Origin of the sequence: Massilia frigida (assembly GCF_011682175.1) — a bacterium.
Taxonomy (GTDB): Bacteria; Pseudomonadota; Gammaproteobacteria; order Burkholderiales; family Burkholderiaceae_D; genus Telluria_A; species Telluria_A frigida.
In genome coordinates this window covers 26,172-43,405 of record NZ_WHJG01000020.1, presented here as the reverse complement: position 1 = coordinate 43,405, position 17,234 = coordinate 26,172, and the positions used below count along the sequence as shown (strand labels likewise).

General features: G+C 59.9%; 15 protein-coding genes and 1 pseudogene. 15 read left to right on the top strand and 1 reads right to left on the bottom strand.

The genetic code is table 11. The features are described from left to right. The first annotated feature begins 156 nt into the window (after positions 1 to 156). The 13 genes and pseudogenes from F2P44_RS19150 to F2P44_RS36600 all read left to right on the top strand — a co-directional run. Entirely contained in the window at positions 157 to 1,344 is a 1,188-nt protein-coding gene (locus F2P44_RS19150; RefSeq protein WP_167088649.1) for an SEL1-like repeat protein, read from the top strand. A gap of 161 nt (positions 1,345 to 1,505) precedes the next feature. Further along, positions 1,506 to 1,892, top strand: a complete 387-nt coding sequence (locus tag F2P44_RS19145) for a MerC domain-containing protein (protein ID WP_167088648.1) — start codon at positions 1,506 to 1,508, stop codon at positions 1,890 to 1,892. Between the two features lie 441 nt (positions 1,893 to 2,333). Further along, a complete protein-coding gene (locus F2P44_RS19140; protein ID WP_167088647.1) occupies positions 2,334 to 2,567 on the top strand; it encodes a hypothetical protein in 234 nt (77 codons plus the stop codon). 46 nt (positions 2,568 to 2,613) lie between these two features. Further along, the gene (locus tag F2P44_RS19135; RefSeq protein WP_229423623.1) at positions 2,614 to 2,940 is read left to right on the top strand and encodes a ribosomal maturation YjgA family protein; all 327 of its coding nucleotides are present in this window, start codon (positions 2,614 to 2,616) and stop codon (positions 2,938 to 2,940) included. A gap of 453 nt (positions 2,941 to 3,393) precedes the next feature. Beyond that, positions 3,394 to 3,672, top strand: coding sequence for a hypothetical protein (locus tag F2P44_RS19130; RefSeq protein ID WP_167088645.1), 279 nt, complete (start codon positions 3,394 to 3,396; stop codon positions 3,670 to 3,672). A gap of 166 nt (positions 3,673 to 3,838) precedes the next feature. Then, complete coding sequence (locus F2P44_RS19125; RefSeq protein WP_167088644.1) at positions 3,839 to 4,999, top strand: GNAT family N-acetyltransferase; 1,161 nt, start codon at positions 3,839 to 3,841, stop codon at positions 4,997 to 4,999. Between the two features lie 10 nt (positions 5,000 to 5,009). Beyond that, positions 5,010 to 6,224: an MFS transporter gene (locus tag F2P44_RS19120; RefSeq protein WP_167088643.1), complete on the top strand. Its 1,215-nt coding sequence runs from the start codon at positions 5,010 to 5,012 to the stop codon at positions 6,222 to 6,224. Continuing rightward, positions 6,221 to 7,381, top strand: a complete 1,161-nt coding sequence (locus tag F2P44_RS19115; protein WP_167088642.1) for a LuxE/PaaK family acyltransferase — start codon at positions 6,221 to 6,223, stop codon at positions 7,379 to 7,381. The genes F2P44_RS19120 and F2P44_RS19115 overlap by 4 nt, the downstream gene beginning before the upstream one ends. A 2-nt stretch (positions 7,382 to 7,383) precedes the next feature. After that, positions 7,384 to 9,915, top strand: a complete 2,532-nt coding sequence (locus F2P44_RS19110) for an acyl-CoA reductase (protein ID WP_167088641.1) — start codon at positions 7,384 to 7,386, stop codon at positions 9,913 to 9,915. Beyond that, positions 9,915 to 11,192 carry a phenylacetate--CoA ligase family protein gene (locus F2P44_RS19105; protein ID WP_167088640.1) on the top strand — a complete coding sequence of 426 codons (1,278 nt, stop codon included), beginning with the start codon at positions 9,915 to 9,917 and terminating at the stop codon, positions 11,190 to 11,192. Before F2P44_RS19110 ends, F2P44_RS19105 begins: the two co-directional genes overlap by 1 nt. 26 nt (positions 11,193 to 11,218) lie before the next feature. Continuing rightward, complete coding sequence (locus F2P44_RS19100) at positions 11,219 to 11,368, top strand: hypothetical protein (protein ID WP_167088639.1); 150 nt, start codon at positions 11,219 to 11,221, stop codon at positions 11,366 to 11,368. A gap of 188 nt (positions 11,369 to 11,556) precedes the next feature. Beyond that, the gene (locus F2P44_RS19095) at positions 11,557 to 11,733 is read left to right on the top strand and encodes an SEL1-like repeat protein (RefSeq protein WP_167088638.1); all 177 of its coding nucleotides are present in this window, start codon (positions 11,557 to 11,559) and stop codon (positions 11,731 to 11,733) included. A gap of 57 nt (positions 11,734 to 11,790) precedes the next feature. Beyond that, positions 11,791 to 11,930, top strand: a pseudogene (locus tag F2P44_RS36600) (IS481 family transposase); the annotation flags it as partial. A 104-nt stretch (positions 11,931 to 12,034) separates the two neighbouring features. Here the strand turns inward: F2P44_RS36600 and F2P44_RS19090 are convergent. Continuing rightward, a complete protein-coding gene (locus tag F2P44_RS19090) occupies positions 12,035 to 13,147 on the bottom strand; it encodes a DNA topoisomerase IB (protein WP_167088637.1) in 1,113 nt (370 codons plus the stop codon). Between the two features lie 284 nt (positions 13,148 to 13,431). Here F2P44_RS19090 and F2P44_RS19085 point away from each other — a divergent pair, with 284 nt between their 5' ends. Both F2P44_RS19085 and F2P44_RS19080 read left to right on the top strand, forming a co-directional pair. Next, positions 13,432 to 14,235: an alpha/beta fold hydrolase gene (locus F2P44_RS19085; RefSeq protein WP_167088636.1), complete on the top strand. Its 804-nt coding sequence runs from the start codon at positions 13,432 to 13,434 to the stop codon at positions 14,233 to 14,235. A 293-nt stretch (positions 14,236 to 14,528) separates the two neighbouring features. Further along, positions 14,529 to 17,216 (top strand): sensor domain-containing diguanylate cyclase, encoded by a 2,688-nt coding sequence (locus F2P44_RS19080; protein ID WP_167088635.1) that lies wholly within the window; start codon positions 14,529 to 14,531, stop codon positions 17,214 to 17,216. Positions 17,217 to 17,234 lie beyond the last annotated feature (18 nt).

Below are 17,234 nucleotides of genomic sequence, written 5' to 3'. Positions count from 1 at the left end.
CGGGATCGGTATTTTTGTCAAAACATTGAATATGACCAACATTTCTACGTGCTCTGGTGTGAAAATGCTGCTCAGTTGCACAATCACTATTTACGCTGGCGCGCACATGCCGCGCGAGTGTCCGACAACATCGCAAAACACAGCAGGAATTTGACTATGAAACACCTCTCCAGCCGCTATGCGTGCGCCCTGATCGCCGCGCTGGCGCTCTCAGCCTGCGCCACCCAGGAACCCGGAACGGCGGATGCGGCATCGCCCGGCGCCAGCGCGGCCCCGGGCAGCCTGGTCGCCAATGGCAAATTGACCCCGGAAGGCGAACTGCGGCGCGAACGCGCGTTCAAGGCCTATCAGGCGGGCAACAAGGCGCTGGCGTATTCCGAATGGCTGGGCATCGCCGAGCAAGGCTTCGGCGAGTCGCAGTTCAACATCAGCGTGATGGAGAGCGATGGCGACACCGGCGCACCCAACGTGGCCAAGGCGCTGACCTGGCTGCACAAGGCGGCCGATGCCAATTATCCGGAAGCCCAGTTCCAGCTCGGCCAGCGCTATAACAAGGGCGATGGCGTGGGCAAGGATTCGGCCAAGGCCGTGGCCTACTGGCGCAAATGCGCCGCGCTGGGCGACAAGCGCTGCGCGTTCAATGCCGGGTTGGCGCTGGCATCGGGCGTGGGCGTGCCGCAGGACCGCGCCGGCGCCATGACGCTGTTGACCGACGCGGCCAGCGGCCCGGCGGCGCTGGTGCCCGCGCAGTCCCAGCTGGGCAAGATGTATCTGCAGGGTGGCGACAAGGAGCGCGATTACGCCAGGGCGCGCCAGTGGCTGGAACCTGCCGCCGCCGGCAACGATGCCGATGCACTGTACAACCTGGGCGTGATGTACAGCCTGGGCTTCGGCGTCAAGGTCGACAAGCGCAAGGCCGCCGCCTTGTACCAGCGCGCCGCCACGCAGGGAGACCCGATGGCATTGAACAACCTCGGCAGCGCCTACCGCTACGGCGAAGGCGTGCCGAAGGACCAGAAAAAGGCCGTGGCCCTGTTCAAGCAAGCCCACGACGGCGGCAATCCGCAAGGCACGGTCAACCTGGCCGACATGACCTTCAAGGGCTGGGGCGTGCGCTCCAACAAAACGGCGGCCGCGGACCTGTACAAGACAGCCGCTGATGCCGGCCATCCGCTCGGGCGCTGCCGTTACGCGCAAGCGCTGCGTCACGGCGATGGCGTGGCCAAGAACGCGGGGCAGGCCAACCGCCTGCAGGAAGCGGCCAACAATGCCAATACGCCTTGCGACAGCGATGCGCCGCTAGGCGAGTGGATCGTCAACCGCAGGACCGCCGGCCGCTCCTGAGCGGCGTGGACTAACGCGCGATGCCGGCGCGCGCCGGGCCGGGCGCATATGCAATCCGGTTGCATTTGCGCCCGGCTTGGGCTATCATCGCGTTTTGCAACACAGTTGCACCAAGCGATAGCGCAAGTCTGGTCAGGGCGATGATAAAACGAGTAATTGGAGTGGCGGACTACGCCGGGATGACGGCGGCCGCACTGTGTTTGTTGCACTGCCTCGGCCCGCCGCTGCTGCTGGCCGTGTTTCCCCTGATGAACTGGTTCCCGCATGACGATGGCCTGCATGCCTGGCTGCTGATCCTGGTCGCGCTGCCGGCGCTGGTTGCCCTGGTGGCCGGCTTTCGCCAGCACCGGCGCGCCCTCGTGCTCGCGCTGGGCGCTTGCGGATTTGCCTGCTGCTGCGCGGCGGTGCTGGTTGCCGGACCCCGTTACGGGCACGGCGCCGAAGCCATCTTGACCAGCATCGGCGGCCTGTTCATCTTCGCCGCCCACCTGAAAAACCGTTCCTTCTGCGCCGGCTGCACGCTGGCCAAGCAGCCCGGCTGCTGCTGACCTGCCGGTGCCCGGCGTCACGCCGCACGCGCCGGGATAACGCCCTAATCCGCCATGAAACCACTTCCCAGGAGCAGCCAAAGCGTCCGGCAGGCGACATGCCACAGCGCCTTGGGGACATCGTTGTCGCCGGCTTCCGGCAGTTTGCCGGCGCCGGCAAGCACGGTGCCTCCCCGCGCACGCCACGCATCGCGACAGGCCGTTATCCGGGCGGTCGAGGCGCACGCCGGGCAGGTGCACTGCGCGCACACGGATGCGCCGGGGGCATTCGCCGCTCCGCAGCCGAGACAGGACCAGATGTAGGCGGGCATGTGGAATCGATTCAAAAGAGAAAGCGCCGATGATACACGGCGGCGCGGGCAAGGCTGGCAATTCGCTCATCCGGGCGGTGCGCTTTCTTGTATCATGGACGGCTTTGATTTTCAGACCAGGATCGCCCGGATGTTTGCTTTGAAATTGTGCGCCGCCGGCGCCTTGTCTTCCGTGCTGTCGTGCGCCGCCGTGGCGGCCGTCGCGCCGGCATGGCCATGCCGGCTTGTCTTCCTGAGCGCGGGCGCGATCGGCAACGTGCGCCACAATGATATGGGCGACGCCGGCAGTGCGGAACGCCAGGCGCGCACCCTCGCTGAAATAGAAAAATTCTTGCAGAAACAGGGTGGCCAGGATGGTGCGTGACCGACGCTGGATTGCCGCCGGATGTGTGATCGTGGTCGCGTGCGGCATGGCGACGCGTAAATATCCCTCGGTGTTGTCGCATTACTTCGGAAACTATCCCGGCGATGCGCTGTGGGCCTTGCTGGTGTTCCTGTTGTGGGCGTTTTGCCTGCCGCGCGCGAAAACCGGCACGCTGGTCGTGCTTGCGCTGGGCACCGCATTCGCGGTCGAGTTCTTGCAGTTGTACCAGGCGCCATGGATCAGGCATGTGCGCGCCACCAAGCTGGGGCATCTGGTCCTCGGCAGCGGCTTCGACTGGCGCGACCTGGTCGCCTACAGCGTAGGCGTGGGAATCGGCGGCCTGCTGGACCGGGCGCGGGCGATGCTGCGTTAAGTAGTCAGCCTGGTAAATACGCCGCCGCTTGCGCTTTCATCCGCCTAAACTGATGCGCATCGCGTGCGCTGGCCCTTTCGCAATGCCTGCTGCCTAGCCCGGCACAAGATGGGTTGTTCAACGACGTCTGCATCGCTGCCTGACAGGCTTTGACCGCAAAAATTGGTGGACTAGTCGAGTCCGTCCGTGCCTGCAAGCGTGCATCGTCGTGATGTCAATACGCCCGGCGCGCGGGTACCCATGCCGCATCATGTGTTGAATGGCGAGACGCGAACAGCTACGGATACAACCGGATATCTCGCATGTGTCTCTCCTGGTATGGGATGAATGGTCTGTGCCCGGCGGCGTTGGCCCGCCGCCGGGTGGATCGAAACGAGAATCGCACAATCTGGTACGGTCGTTCGCAAATTTATTTGACGTGCCGAAGACGCCTGCGCGACGTAAAACATTGACATGACGGCGACGACGCCAGCAGGAGCCTTGTCAGGTGAACGCTTCGCCTCCAAAGCATGCCGCCCAAAGCGCTGCATGGCGGTCATGAAAGCGTCACATTATGTCGAGACCGCCGCGTTTATCGACTGGCAAGGTATCAAATGGTTTGCCAGAGCGAGGCGACGCGTCGCTCTCGCTGTTTCAAGAAAAACCAGATCCGTGGAAAATTTAATGCTGATTGCATTTGCGTTACAAATTGATGACAATTTTCCGCTTGATCTCGTTGTCCACCTTGACTAGTCATTTGGCACCGGCCTCATATTTTCTTCGTCGCCACCAGGCTTTTATATTTCCCTGCTTGACTTTCAATATTGCCTTATATAGAATTCGGCGCCATGATTAACTTGCACGCCGATAAAACGGCGCCATTCCAATAAGATAATACACTTTCAAAAAAAATAATATTATGAAAAAAGATATTACCTTAAGAAAAGCCATTCCACGAGATGCCGCTCAGATCGTCGACCTCTACCAGAGCGTCTACCAAGGTGATTACAGTGATCCAATGATGTCGGAGACGGCGCGACTGCGCGCTGCGCTCGGGCGGGATGACTATTACTGGATTGTGGCGTCCATCGATGACCGAATTGTTGGTTCCGTTGTCTATCAGCACACGCTCACTGGGTTTGCCAAAGTCTTTGGCGCAGTCATTGAAAATGACTGTCGCGGACAGAATTTGACGGAACGGATGATGGAATTCGGCTATGCGCAATTGCGCGCCATCGCACATGTCGAAGTCGTCTACGCCACAACCAGAACGGTTTCTTCGGCACCGCAAAAATTGACGGCGAATCTGGGCTACCGAAAACTGGGAATTTTCCCAAATGTTCACAAGACGAGTGGGTATGAAACGCATTGCCTGACTGCATTATTTACGAAAAGCGCGATCGAGTCGCGCTTTACCGATTTTGCCCTGCATCCACGCCTGCGTCCCCTTTTTGAAATAGTCCGGCGCGAATGCGGCTTGCCCGCGATTCCCGACGATTGGATTCCCCATGCCAGCGCCGAAAATTTCTCGCGCGCACGCTCCGCGCTGGAACTCGAATTGATCCATGCACCGCGCCTGACCAAGCGCCGTTTTGACGAGGGCAAGAACACGCTGGTGGCGCAAGACCACCATACTTTTTTCCCGTTTCAAGAACCCAATCTGCTGATCAGCTCGGCCGATCAGGACGTGGAGGTTTTCTGTTATTTTTCAGAGACGGACAAACATTGCGTGTTGATCGGCATTCACGATTCGTGCAATGCAGGATTCGCCGATATCGTGGAAAAGGCATCGGTAATCTTGCAAGACCTGGGTGTGCGCTATATCGAATTCATTATTCGCGCCGATGAGTCGGAGAAAATAGAAATCGCAATGCAAGCCGGTTTCATTCCCTGCGCCTATTTCCCCGCCATGCATTTGATTGGCGCGCAGCGCTATGATTTCGTCATCTTCAGCCGATCTTATGAAATACTGAATTTCAGAAATATCCGCCTGGAGGGAATTAATCGCGAATATTTGAACCAGTATCTGCAACTCTGGAAAAAAAATTCGCTGGAGCCGGAACCGGCGTGCGCAGCGTGACAGGATTATCATGAAATTTTCAATGGCAGTATTCAAGGACCAGAATTCATCCCGGCTTTTCGTCGGGCAATTCATTTCACAAATCTGCGACAAGATGATGACCCTCGGCCTGGTCTGGGTTATTTCGCAGGAGCAATCCATACAAATGATACCGTGGTTCCTGGCGATAGGCGCGCTTCCCCATCTGTTGCTGGCCAGCAGTGGGGGCAAGCTGGTGCAAAGAATCGGCGTCCTGAGGACACTGATACACACCGACGTATTAAGGGGCATCATCTTCTTGCTGGTCGGACTGTTGTGGCTCGCCTATTTCAAGCACCATTCGCTGACCACGCTATTTATCCTGACGTTTGTTTCAAATTTGCTTGGCGCGCTGTTCAATATCGCTGTCTTTACGCTGCCCGGGCTCATGCCAAAAAAGGAATTGGTCCCACAGTTGACCGCCATGGTCGATTCCTGCTTTTCCCTGGGGACGGTAGTTGGGCCAGCGATTTCCGCGCTGCTCTATCCTTGGCTTGGTTTGTCGGGTCTGCTTGTATTGAATGGGCTTAGCTATTTGCTGGCGGCAGGGCTGGAAGGGGGAATCCGGCTCGATCCTGCTGATCCGGAAACGGTCGAATCGGAGCCGGCGAATGCCGACATGGCGCCAGCGATACCCGGGCGGTCGATGTTTGCCGATCCCTTGATACGCTTCATGTTGTCGGCATTTTTCCTGATGAATCTTGCGCTGACACCCTTGATGGCCTTGCTCCCCTTGTTTGTCCAGACCCGATTCGCCGGCAATCTTGCCATGCTGGCCGCCTTCGAGGTGTCGATCGGCATCGGGATGGTGGCGGGAAGTTTGTTGCTTTCGGTCGCGGAATTTCCGCTCAAAAGGGGCAAGCGGGCGATCGCCGGCTTGAGCGCCGTGTCCCTGCTCTACCTTTTCTTTGGCTTGAACCACAATCCCGTATTGGCTTGCCTGGCACTGGCTGGCTTGGGGCTGGCACTGGCCGTCGTCAATGTGTCGCTATTGACGCTGTTTCAATCGCGGCCCGCGCCAGCCGATGTCCCCGTGGTCATGAGCTGGGTCAATACGATCAGTATTGGCGCCTTGCCGATATCGATGTTGATGGTGGGAAGCTTGATTGAAAAAATCGATTTGACAAAAATGACGATATGTCTCGCGCTCGGGTTGTTGACGATATCACTGGCCACCGCATTTTATCGGGAATTTAGGGAAATATGAATATCAAGACTATGCACGCGGTCCAGGGCGTTTGCGAACAACGCCATCCCTTCGCTTCCTCCGCCGCGCAGGAATCGATGTTTGTCGATGCCATGAAGGAAAATATCAACTGGCACCAAGAGCAATCGCCATTTTATCGGAAATTGCTGGAAATGAAACAATTTGATGCCGCCACGCTGACGTCGATCGATGACCTGGCGAGCATCCCCTTTGTTCCGGCGACGTTTTTCAAGTCGCACGAACTTCTTTCGGTTGCGCGCGATGACATCAAGCTGCACCTGACTTCTTCCGGAACGACCGGTCAAAAGTCGCAAGTCTCGTTTGATGCCTGGTCATTGAGCGCCGGGCAAAAGATGATCGACGCGGTCTTCGAGCACTTTGGCTGGAACACGCCGGATGTCAAGACCAACTATCTGCTGTATTCGTATGAAACCGCATCGGATTCGCAACTGGGAACGGCCCACACCGACAATTTCCTGTGCAAGTATGCACCCGTTGCATCGGCATTTTATGCTTTGCGCAGGACCGGCGCGCCAACAACGGCGACGGGCGGCGCGTCGCACGAGTTCGATGTTTTTGGTTGCATCGAAAAGCTGCAACACTACGCCGCAGAAGGTCTTCCAGTACGCATTTTCGGTTTCCCGGCATTTCTGTTTTTTACACTGAAGCGGATGCGCGAGCTGGGCTTGCCGCCGCTCAAACTCTCCGCCGATTCGCTGGTATTCCTCGGCGGTGGATGGAAAGGCAATGCCGACCAGGCGATCGCCAAACACGATCTGTACGCCCGCATTCACGAGCAGCTTGGCATTCCCGACCTGCGTATCCGCGACAGCTTCGGCTCGGTCGAGCATGCCGTCCCGTACGCGGAGTGCGCACACCACCAATTTCATGTTCCCGTCTGGTCGCAGGTGATCATCCGCGATGTGCGTACCCTGAAACCAAGGAAATTCGGTGAAGCGGGCTTCCTGCAATTTCTCACGCCCTACATCACCTCAGTGCCTGCCCAGAGTGTCTTGATGGGCGACATGGCGACACTGTATCCCGGCGAATCCTGTGCTTGCGGAAATGAGCGGCCGTATTTCGTCATTCACGGACGGGCTGGAACAAGTAAAAATAAAAGCTGCGCCATTGCGGCGGCTGAACTGTTGAGGCGGTAATCATGGAAAATATGAACAAGCAACACCTCTGGCAAGGCGAGTGGATCGGCGATCAAGAACTGGCCAGCAGGATCGGCGATATACAATCGCTGGTGGCCCGGCAAATGGCGTGCGAACTCGATATCGAGACGGTGCTGGCGGCCGGGGATTTACTCGGGAAAAATATCAGGGAAAAATCGGCTATTTTTACCGAATTGAAGAACTGCTTGTCTGGCACCGATCAATTGACGTCGGACGAAATCGCTCTGGCCTTGCTTGAAATAGCCGATGTCTTGCGCCGTGCGAATCTGGAAAAGAAGCTGATCCGTGAACTCGGTTCCAGCAATCCCTTGCTCGCTTGCCGCACCCAATTCGACGATGCGATCTTCGAAGCTTGGGCGCCGTTGGGTTTCCTGGTCCACATTTCACCGCAAAATGCCTTCGCGGTCGGGCCGATGAGCGTGCTCGAAGGATTGCTTTCTGGAAATTTTAACTTTCTCAAGACGAGTCCACAAGAGAGTTCCTTCGCCCAGATCTTGTTACATGCCTTGGGCAAGTGCGATCCGAGCGCCCAGCTTGAGAAATTCATCATCGTGGCGAAAATTTCGTCGAAGCGAAAAGATCTGTTGGAGCCGGTATTTGCCGGGGCCGATGGCATTGCCGCCTGGGGCGGTGAGGAGTCGATTCAATCGATACGCGCCATGGCCCCTGCCAGCGTGCGCATCGTCGAGTGGGGACACAAGATATCGTTGGCATTTCTTTCCATGGAAGCTGCCCAGGATCCCCATACGCTGAAACAACTCGCCATGGAATGCTGCCTGATGGAACAGCAAGCCTGTTCCAGTCCGCAATGTGTCTATCTCGACACGTCGGACTGGAATGAATTGCAGCGGTTTGGCGAGCGGCTTGCCGATGCCTTGACGCTGGTGGCGCACGAACTGCCACGCCAGTTGCCCGATACCGCCAGTGCCGGCGAAATTGCTTTGGTCAGCGAGTGTCACAGGCTCGAATCGTGCCTCGGCAATGCTCGCCTCATCGAAGCACCAGATGGCGGGTGGCGCATTTACATCGACGACCATGCGGCGCTGGCGGCATCGCCGCTGTACCGCAGCATCTGGGTCAAGCCCTTGCCGCGCACCGACATCATCCGGGTCTTGCGGCCCATGCGCAACTATCTGCAAACAGTGGCGATCTGTTGCAAACTCTCGGAAATGCATCCGCTGGCGCGCTCTTTTTTGCGTGCGGGTGCGATCCGTATCCGGCGTATTGGCGAAATGACGGGAGGATACCCCGGCGAGCCGCATGACGGTGTCTATGCGTTGCAACGCTATTGCCGCAGAGTGAGCTTGCAGTTGGCCCATGAAGCGCAGGGGATTTCCAATTTCGATGAGTTGAGAAAATTCCCTCCGCTGCAGTGGGACCCCGTTCCGGCCATTACCGCCAAGGAGCAGTTCCAGTCGGTGCCGGCCGATCCTGCCCAAGCCCATCTCTTCTTCAAGTCGGGCGGTAGCACGGGCGAACCAAAACTGTCGACGTTCAGCTACCAGCAATACCATGAGCATATCCGGCTCGGTGCCGAGGGTTTGTACGCGGCGGGCTTTGATCCGCTCGGCGACCGGGCGATGAATCTGTTCTTTGGCGGGGGACTCTACGGTGGCTTCATCAGCTTTTTTTCGGCACTCGAACAGCTGGGCGCGATCCAGTTCCCCATGGCGGCCCATGGCGATACCCGCATGGTCGCCCAGGAAATCGTCAAGAACAAGGTGAATGTCTTGCTCGGCATGCCATCGTATATTCTGCAGCTGTTTGAAAAGGAAGCCGACATTCTCTCCGCCTATCGGGGAGTCAAGAAGATCTATTATGGCGGAGAACATTTCAGTCCCGCCCAGCGAAATTATCTGCACGAGTCCTTCCAGGTCGATGTGATACGCTCGGCCGCCTATGGCAGCGTCGATATCGGTCCGATCGGCTTCCAGTGCGAACATAGCGATGGCGGCGTCCACCATCTTCAGCAACAGCTTCAATACCTCGAAATATTGAAAATGGATGAAGATCGAGCGGTGCAAGGCGAGGAAGTCGGCCGATTGGTTTTCACGCCGCGCATGTTGTCGGTCAATAAGCCATTGCGCTACGAAATCGGCGATGTCGGCCACTGGATCGCCGATCCGGATGGCATTTGCGCCTGCGGCAGGGCCGCGCCGCGCTTTCGACTGCTGGGACGGACGGGGGATATTTGCCGGATTGGTTCCACTTTCCTCAATTATCAGGAATTCATCCGTATCCTGGCGACGCACTTCGCCTATGCGGGCGAAGCGCAGCTGATCCTGGCGCAAGCCGAGATCAAGGAAAAGGTCATCTTGGTGATTTCCGATTCGGAGCGCTTGCCAGCGCTGCGTTGCCGGGAGATTTTCCTGGAAAACTACCTGGATTTGCAGGAAGCCGTGCTGACCGATGAAACGCTGCTGTTTGAAGTGCAAGCGGTGGGAATCGATGAATTCCACAGGACTGCGGGAAGCGGAAAATTGATTCGTGTGCTGGACCGGAGAGCGCGTTGATGAGCATGGAAATTAGCCGGGAAATACTTCCCTCACTGATCGCGTTTGCCCGGAAAAATTCGCCATTTTATGGCGATCTTTACCGCGCATTGCCGGAAACGATACACGCGATCGAACAGTTGCCCGTGTTGAGCCAGCAAGCGTTTTGGGAAGCCAACCGTCTGGAGGGTGGGCAATTGCTGACGGGGGCGATGCACGATGGCATCGTCTTGAAGAGTGGCGGAACCACCGGCAACCCCAAGTTCTCGGTGTTCAGCCGGACTGACTGGAATGTGTTTGTGACAGCCTTTTCCCGCGGACTGGCGCTGGGAGGTCTGCAGGATGGCGACCGGGTCGCCAATCTGTTTTATGTCGGCGAGTTGTATGGATCGTTCTTGTTTACCCACAAGGCGCTCGAAGAGTGCCCCAAGCGGGTCATGCAACTCCCGATTGCGGGCGCCACGACACCCGACGATGTCTATCGCTTTATCACGGAATTCAAGGCCACGGTCTTGGCCGGCGTGCCGACCACAATGATGAGTCTGGTAGATCACATTGACAAGGTGGGGGGCGATCCAGCCGCGTCGGCGGTCAGATTGATCCTGTTTGCCGGCGAAGCCATGTATCCCGATCAGCGCGCCAGGTTGGAAGCATGCTTTCCAGGCGTCGAGATCCGCTCCATCGGTTATGCGAGCACGGATGCCGGATTGCTGGGATTCGCCGATCTTTCATGCGGCCCCAATGAATTTCGCTGCTACGATGATGATGCGCTGTTCGAAATTATCGATGAAGAAACGGGCTCGCCTATCGTCGCGCCGGGCATCGAAGGGCTGGCCGTGGTCACGGCCCTGCGGCGCCATTTGATGCCGATCCTGCGCTATCCGGTCGGCGACAGGGCCAGGTGGGTCGATGCCCATGGTACGGCGCATCGCAAGTTTCTGTTACGGGGGCGTTCCGATGAATCGGCCAGGGTCGGCCCGGTCACGCTGTATCCGGAAGATGTAAGGTCGGTACTGGCGTCGTTTCCGGCTTGCCAGGGCGCCTGCGATTTTCAATTGCTGACCATCCATCGTGACGGAAAGGATGGGTTGATACTGCGGATCGGCAATCGCAATGCCGATCCGGCGCTCAGCGCGCAGATCATCGCTGCGATCTACGAGCATCGCCCCATGTATGGTCAATTGCTGGCGCAAGGCAAGATCCTGCCCATCGACATAGAATGGGTGGATGCGACGGCGCTGGAAATCAATCCCCGCTCGGGAAAGCTCAAGCGCGTGATCGATCGTCGCTTTGCCTGAGTTCACGTAGAGCTTGGTGAAGGGCCATGAAACGCTTGGCGAAATTAGGATCAGTTTTTGTAGTTTTGGGGCTGGCTGTTCTGTTTTTTTTGGGTGATTTTTTTCTTCATCCTGTTGCGGTAAGCGGCTTTCAAATGATGAGGTTGTTTCGCTTAAGGAATCAGCAGGGCGTGTAGATGTAAAATCGATTTGGAAACTACAGGACCACGCCTCTCATCGTGGCGATGTAGAAGAATCGCTATTTTATTTGCGAAAGTTGGGGGTTGAATTCCGGGTGGGAGAAGCAAGGTATCTATATTTTTCTACTATCGCTAATGATCCTCAACTTTTTGAGCGCCGAAGGAGTGAAGCTGTTGAGCAACTGATGACTGCTGCAAAGGAGGGACATGGCGCCTCTCAGTTTTTCCTTGCTTTCTATTATGAAAACGGACAATTCGGTTTTCAAAAGAATAAGGAAGAGGCACTCAAGTGGTATGAAGCAGCTGCAAAAAATGGAAGTTACCAGGCTGCGAATAAAGTCAGAGAGCTGAAAAATAGGTAGAAAAACGATGGGCAAGCAGGTGGGGAGACTCGTGGGGTCAGGTGCGTGGGCATTTAGCGCGTGGAGGACCTTCTTCCGAAGGCAGAGGGTGAAAACATCTCGCCCAAGAAAACCTTCAAAGGCTATAAATTAAGCTCCGTTCACATCGACCTCAAATACTTGCCAAGATGCCAGATGAGACCTCGCGTCGCTACCTGTTGGAAAGTGAGACGCCAGCATGTTGGCGCGACCGTGCGCCGGCGCCAGCGTCGAGCCGACCAGTGTTTAGCCGGCGCATGGCTGGCATGTGTTTGCCCAGGCGCTAGCCGCCCGTTTTGCGCTTTGTCGGCGGTTCCTGCAAGCGCTGCTGCAGAAACGCCACTACGGCCGCTTCCTCCGGCTGCAACTCGTGCAAATCCTCCACCAGCTCGCGCCGGGTGCTTTCGCGCATGGCGTCGAGCACGGTGCCATCAAGATAGGCGTCGAGGATTGCCGGGTGTACATAGCACTTGCGGCAGATCGACGGCGTGTTGCCCAACTTTTCGGCCACCGATTCGATCGCGCGCACGATGTTTTTCTTCGCTTGCGCTTCCGAGTCGAACTTTTCGAACTCCTGTAGCGCCAGCGCCGCCAGCACCGTGCCCGACCAGGTGCGGAAATCCTTGGCGGTGTAGTCTTCGCCGCTGATCTCGCGCAGGTAATCGTTCACGTCGGACGAGTCGACCGTGTGCGCATTGCCATCGTCATCTTCATAGTGAAACAATTCCTGCCCCGGGAGGTCGCGGATACGGCTGATGATGCGCGCCAGGCGCCGGTCTTCCACTTTGACGTTGTGGAATACGCCGCTTTTGCCGCGAAAACGGAACTCGACCGCCTTGCCGTCGATGCGCACATGGCGGTCGCGCAGGGTGGTCAGGCCGAAGGATTTGTTCTGGCGCGCATATTCCTCGTTACCGATCCGCATCATGGTCGCTTCCAGCAGATACACGATGGTGGCGAGCACCTTTTCGCGCGGCAGGCCGGGTCGCTTGAGGTCGGCATCGACGGTGCGGCGGATCGCGGGCAGGGCCTTGCCGAAGCTGATCATGCGCTCGTACTTGACTTCATCGCGCAGCTTGCGCCATTTGGCGTGGTAGCGGTATTGCTTGCGCCGTTTGGCGTCGCGCCCGGTGGCTTGCAGGTGGCCGTTGGCCAGCTTGCAGATCCAGACGTCGGTCCAGGCCGGCGGAATGGCGAGCGCGCGGATGCGTGCCAGGGTGTCGTCGTCGGTGACGGTCTGGCCGCTGGCGTCGAGGTAGATGAAGTTCTTGCCCTGGGCCTTGCGCGTGATGCCGGGGGCGCTGTCGCTGACGTAGCGCAATCCCGGCGATGTGGCGGCGGCGAGCACATCGCCGGAGGGGGCCGGGCTGGCGGCGCCGGGTTCGTCTCTTTTCATGGTTGACTCGGTTGTGGTGGGGAGACAGGCGTTGCGCTGTCAATGTCATGTGAAATACTACCCGCGGCCGGCTTGAGCTGCGGTTCGCTTGGGAGATTCCGAGCCGATATTAAACTGCGAGGGCCAATCGAAACGAATGGTCCGCGGCGTACATGCTGATTAGTTTTTGATATCACGCCGGGTATCAGCGCCGTCCTGTCCGCAAATGGGTGCGTACTCATCCATTGGAACGTAGAGCAGCATGTGCTACATTTCCTTCCCCTACCGTTTCCGAGAAGTTGTGAATGCGCATCGGCGACCTCGACCTGGACGTCCGCTCGGCGGGCAGCGGTGTGCCATTCATCTGGGCGCACGGCTTGATGTCGTCCATGGACGCGGAGGACGCGCTCGATATCCTCCAGTGGCAGCACTTTCCCGCCTCGCTGCGCCTGGTGCGCTATGACGCGCGCGGCCATGGCGCCGGCGCACCCTGCGCGCAGGCAAGCTGGTCCCAGCTGGGGCAAGACATGCTGGCCATCGCCGACGCCATCGGCGACCGCAGCTTCATCGCCGGCGGCTGGTCGATGGGCTGCGCCAGTGCGCTGTACGCCGCCTTGCACGCGCCCGCACGGGTCGCTGGCCTCGTGCTGATCCTGCCGCCCACTCTGTGGGAAGTGCGCGCTGCCCAGGCCGCCCTGTACCGGCGCGCCATCGCGCTCGCAGCGGCAATGGGCGAGGCGCGTTTCGCCAGGCTCATCGCCAGCGACGCAGGCGGCGCGCTGCCATCCTGGCTGCTCAAAGCCGCACCCCACCTGGCCACAGCCGCCCGCCACGGCGTGCGCAGGATGAGCGCGCCGGCCATGCTGGCCCTGTTCGAGGGCGCGGCGGCGTCCGACCTGCCGCCGCGCGCGGCCCTGGCGGCGCTGGCGGCCACCCCGGCGCTGATCGTCGGGTGGTCCGGCGATCCAAGCCACCCGCTGGCCTCGGCGCAGGAATTGCACCGCCTCCTGCCCAGGTCAAGCTTGTTCCTTGCGCACGATCATCACGACGTGCTGGCCATCCCCGCGCGGGTACGCCAGTTCACCCAGGGCATCGCCGCAGCGCGCTGACGCCTGCCACGGCATGCGTGGCGCCTGGCAGGCCACAATTATTCGCCGCTGAAACTGTTGTTGTTCCGCTCTGTAGTGATATTTTCCAATGGAAATAATGTACACTCGGAAGCATCAGTACGCTGGCGCCAAACCCTGCGCCGGCGTGCACCGACGTGCACCGGCTGGCGCCCGCAGGCGCGGCCGCCAGCGCTATTTCCCCGGCCCAGCCCCGCCGATTCGTCGTCTTTACAACTCGTCCGACAATCGCCACACACCACATGTTGACCGCTCGCCGCTGGATTCCTGGCCCCATGTCGCTCAAAGCGCGCTTCTCGCTGGCCGTTGGCATGCTGATCGTCCTGACCGCGACCGTGCTCACCGTCGCGTCGGTGCTGATCGTGCAGCGCGGCATCGAGACGGTGGTGGGCGAGCGCGAAGCATCGCTGATCAGCCAGGTGGCGCGCGACCTGGACAATAAATTCATGAACCGCCAGCGAGCCTTGGTGCGCCTGGCGCACGATCTGGAAATCCGCCCGCACCCGTCGGCCGCGTTCCAGGACAAGCTGGAGCAGCATCACAGCATGGATGGTTTTTTTACCAATATGTCGGTACTGGACGCCCAGGGCGAGCACGTCGCCAACATGGATTATCCGGATAGCCGCGGCCAGCTTAATTTTTCCACGCGCGACTATTTTCTCGACACCATCCGCAGCGACGGCCCGGTGATCTCCAAGCCGCTGCGCAGCCAGATCAGCGGCCGCCCGGTGGTGATCATGACGGCGCCGATCCACGGCAAGGATGGCCAGATCAGCCACGTCCTGGTCGGCACCATTGACCTGGCCAGGGACAGCTTCATCAAGGAATTGTCGATCGGGCAAGTCGGCAAGACTGGCTACTTCTATATTCTCACGCGCGAGGGCGTGTTCGTCTCGCACCCCGACGAACGGCGCATCCTGCACAGCATCGACGAGGGCGGCAAGCGCGCGCCCTCGCTCGACCTGGCCCTGGGCGGCTACGAAGGCACGCTGCGCTCGGCCGCCGACAACGGGGCCGACGCGCTGGTGTCGTACCAGCGCCTGGCGGGGACCGGCTGGCTGCTGTGCGGCGTGTACCCGACCGCCGAAGCGTTCGCCTTCGCCGGCAAGATGCGCTGGAACGCGGCCATCATCGCGGCCTTGCTGCTGCTGGTAATCGGGCCGGTGGCCTGGCTGATGATCGAGCGCCAGCTGCTGCCGCTCAAGCGCCTGGGCGCGCGCATGGCGGCCGGGCGTGGTACGCCAACGCCGGACGCGCCGTACGCGGACGATGAAATCGGCGAGCTGTGGCGCGCGTTCGATGCCCTGATGGCCGAGCGCGACCAGGCCGAGCGCGCCGTCGCCGAAAGCGAGCGCAACCTGCGCATGGTGGCTGATAACGTCCCGGCCCTGGTCGGCTATGTCGACAAGCACGAGCGCTTCGTGTTCGGCAACGAGCGCTACAGCGCCTTTTTTGGCATCACGGCGCGCCAGATTATCGGCAAAAGCGTGCGCGAGGTGATCGGCGAGGCGGTCTACCAGGTCAGCAAGCCGTACCTGGACGCGGCCATGAGCGGGCGCGCGGTGCGCTTCGAACGCCAGGTGCTGCGCCATGGCGTGCTGCAATGGGACCGGGTGGCCTACAACCCCGATGCCGACGCCGCCGGGGTGGTGCAGGGCTACTTCGTGCTGGTCGATGACATCACCGAACTGAAGGCCACCCAGCAAGTGCTGGCGATGAGCGAAAAGCGCATCCGCACCATCGCCGACAACATGCCGGCGCTGATCGGCTACGTCGATACCGAATATCGCTACACTTTCTGCAACCGCGCCTACGCCACCATCACCGAGATCGCCCCGGAATCGATTGTGGGGCGCACCGTCAGCGAGGTGTTCGGGCCCAAGGTGTTCGCGGCGGTCGCGGCCCAGATGGCGGCGGCCCTGGCCGGCAGGCGCGTGTCGTTCGAGCGTCCTGCCGCCGAGCTCAAGGGCAACCGCTACCTGCAGACCGACTACATTCCCGATGTCGGCGCGGACGGCAAGGTGGCCGGGTTCTACACGATGGTGATGGACATCTCCGAGCGCAAGGCGGCCGAACTGGCCCTGGCCGCGCAGCAGCGCCTGCTGCACACGGTGACCGACAACCTGCCGGCGCTGGTCAATTTCATGGACCGCGAGGGCCGCTTCGGCTTCGTCAACCGGCATCACGAAAGCTGGTTCGGACGGCCGCTGGCGCGCATCCACGGCAGCCTGGTGCGCAGCCTGTTTTCCGCCGCCGAGGCCGAGGTGCACCAGCGCGCCTTCGACGAAGCCATGACGGGCCACACGGTCAAGTTCGATTTTGCGCGCATGCAGGGGGCCGACAAGCGCCACTACCAGGCCACCTACATTCCCCAGGTCGACGCCGGCGGCGAGGCGGTCGGCGTGACCGGCCTGGTCAACGACGTGACCGATGCCAAGCTGCTGGAAGAACAACTGAGCGCGCTGGCGCGTTTCGATGCGCTGACCGGCTTGCCGAACCGCACCCAGCTGACCGAGCGCATCGGCCGCGCCCAGACCCGCAGCGCGCGCAATGGCAGCGTGATGGCGGTGATGTACCTGGACCTGGACAAGTTCAAGTCGATCAACGACAGCTTCGGCCACAGCGGCGGCGACACGGTGCTGGTCGAGTTCGGCCGCCGCCTGTCGGCCTGCGTGCGCCAGAGCGACACCGTGGGGCGCCTGGCCGGCGACGAATTCGTGATCCTGCTGGAAGGCTTGCTGAACGTGGCCGAGTGCGCCGTGGTGGCGCGCAAGATCATCAAGGTGATGGAAAGGCCGTTCGATATCGATGGCGTGGCGCGCATCGTCAGCACCAGCATTGGCGTGGCGACGGCCGAAAACGGCCGGGCCGGGGTCGACACGCTGCTCAAGCATGCCGACGATGCCCTGTACCGGGCCAAGGATTCCGGCCGCAACCGGTATGCCATGACCTCGGTGAAGTAGGCGCTGGCGCCCGGAGCG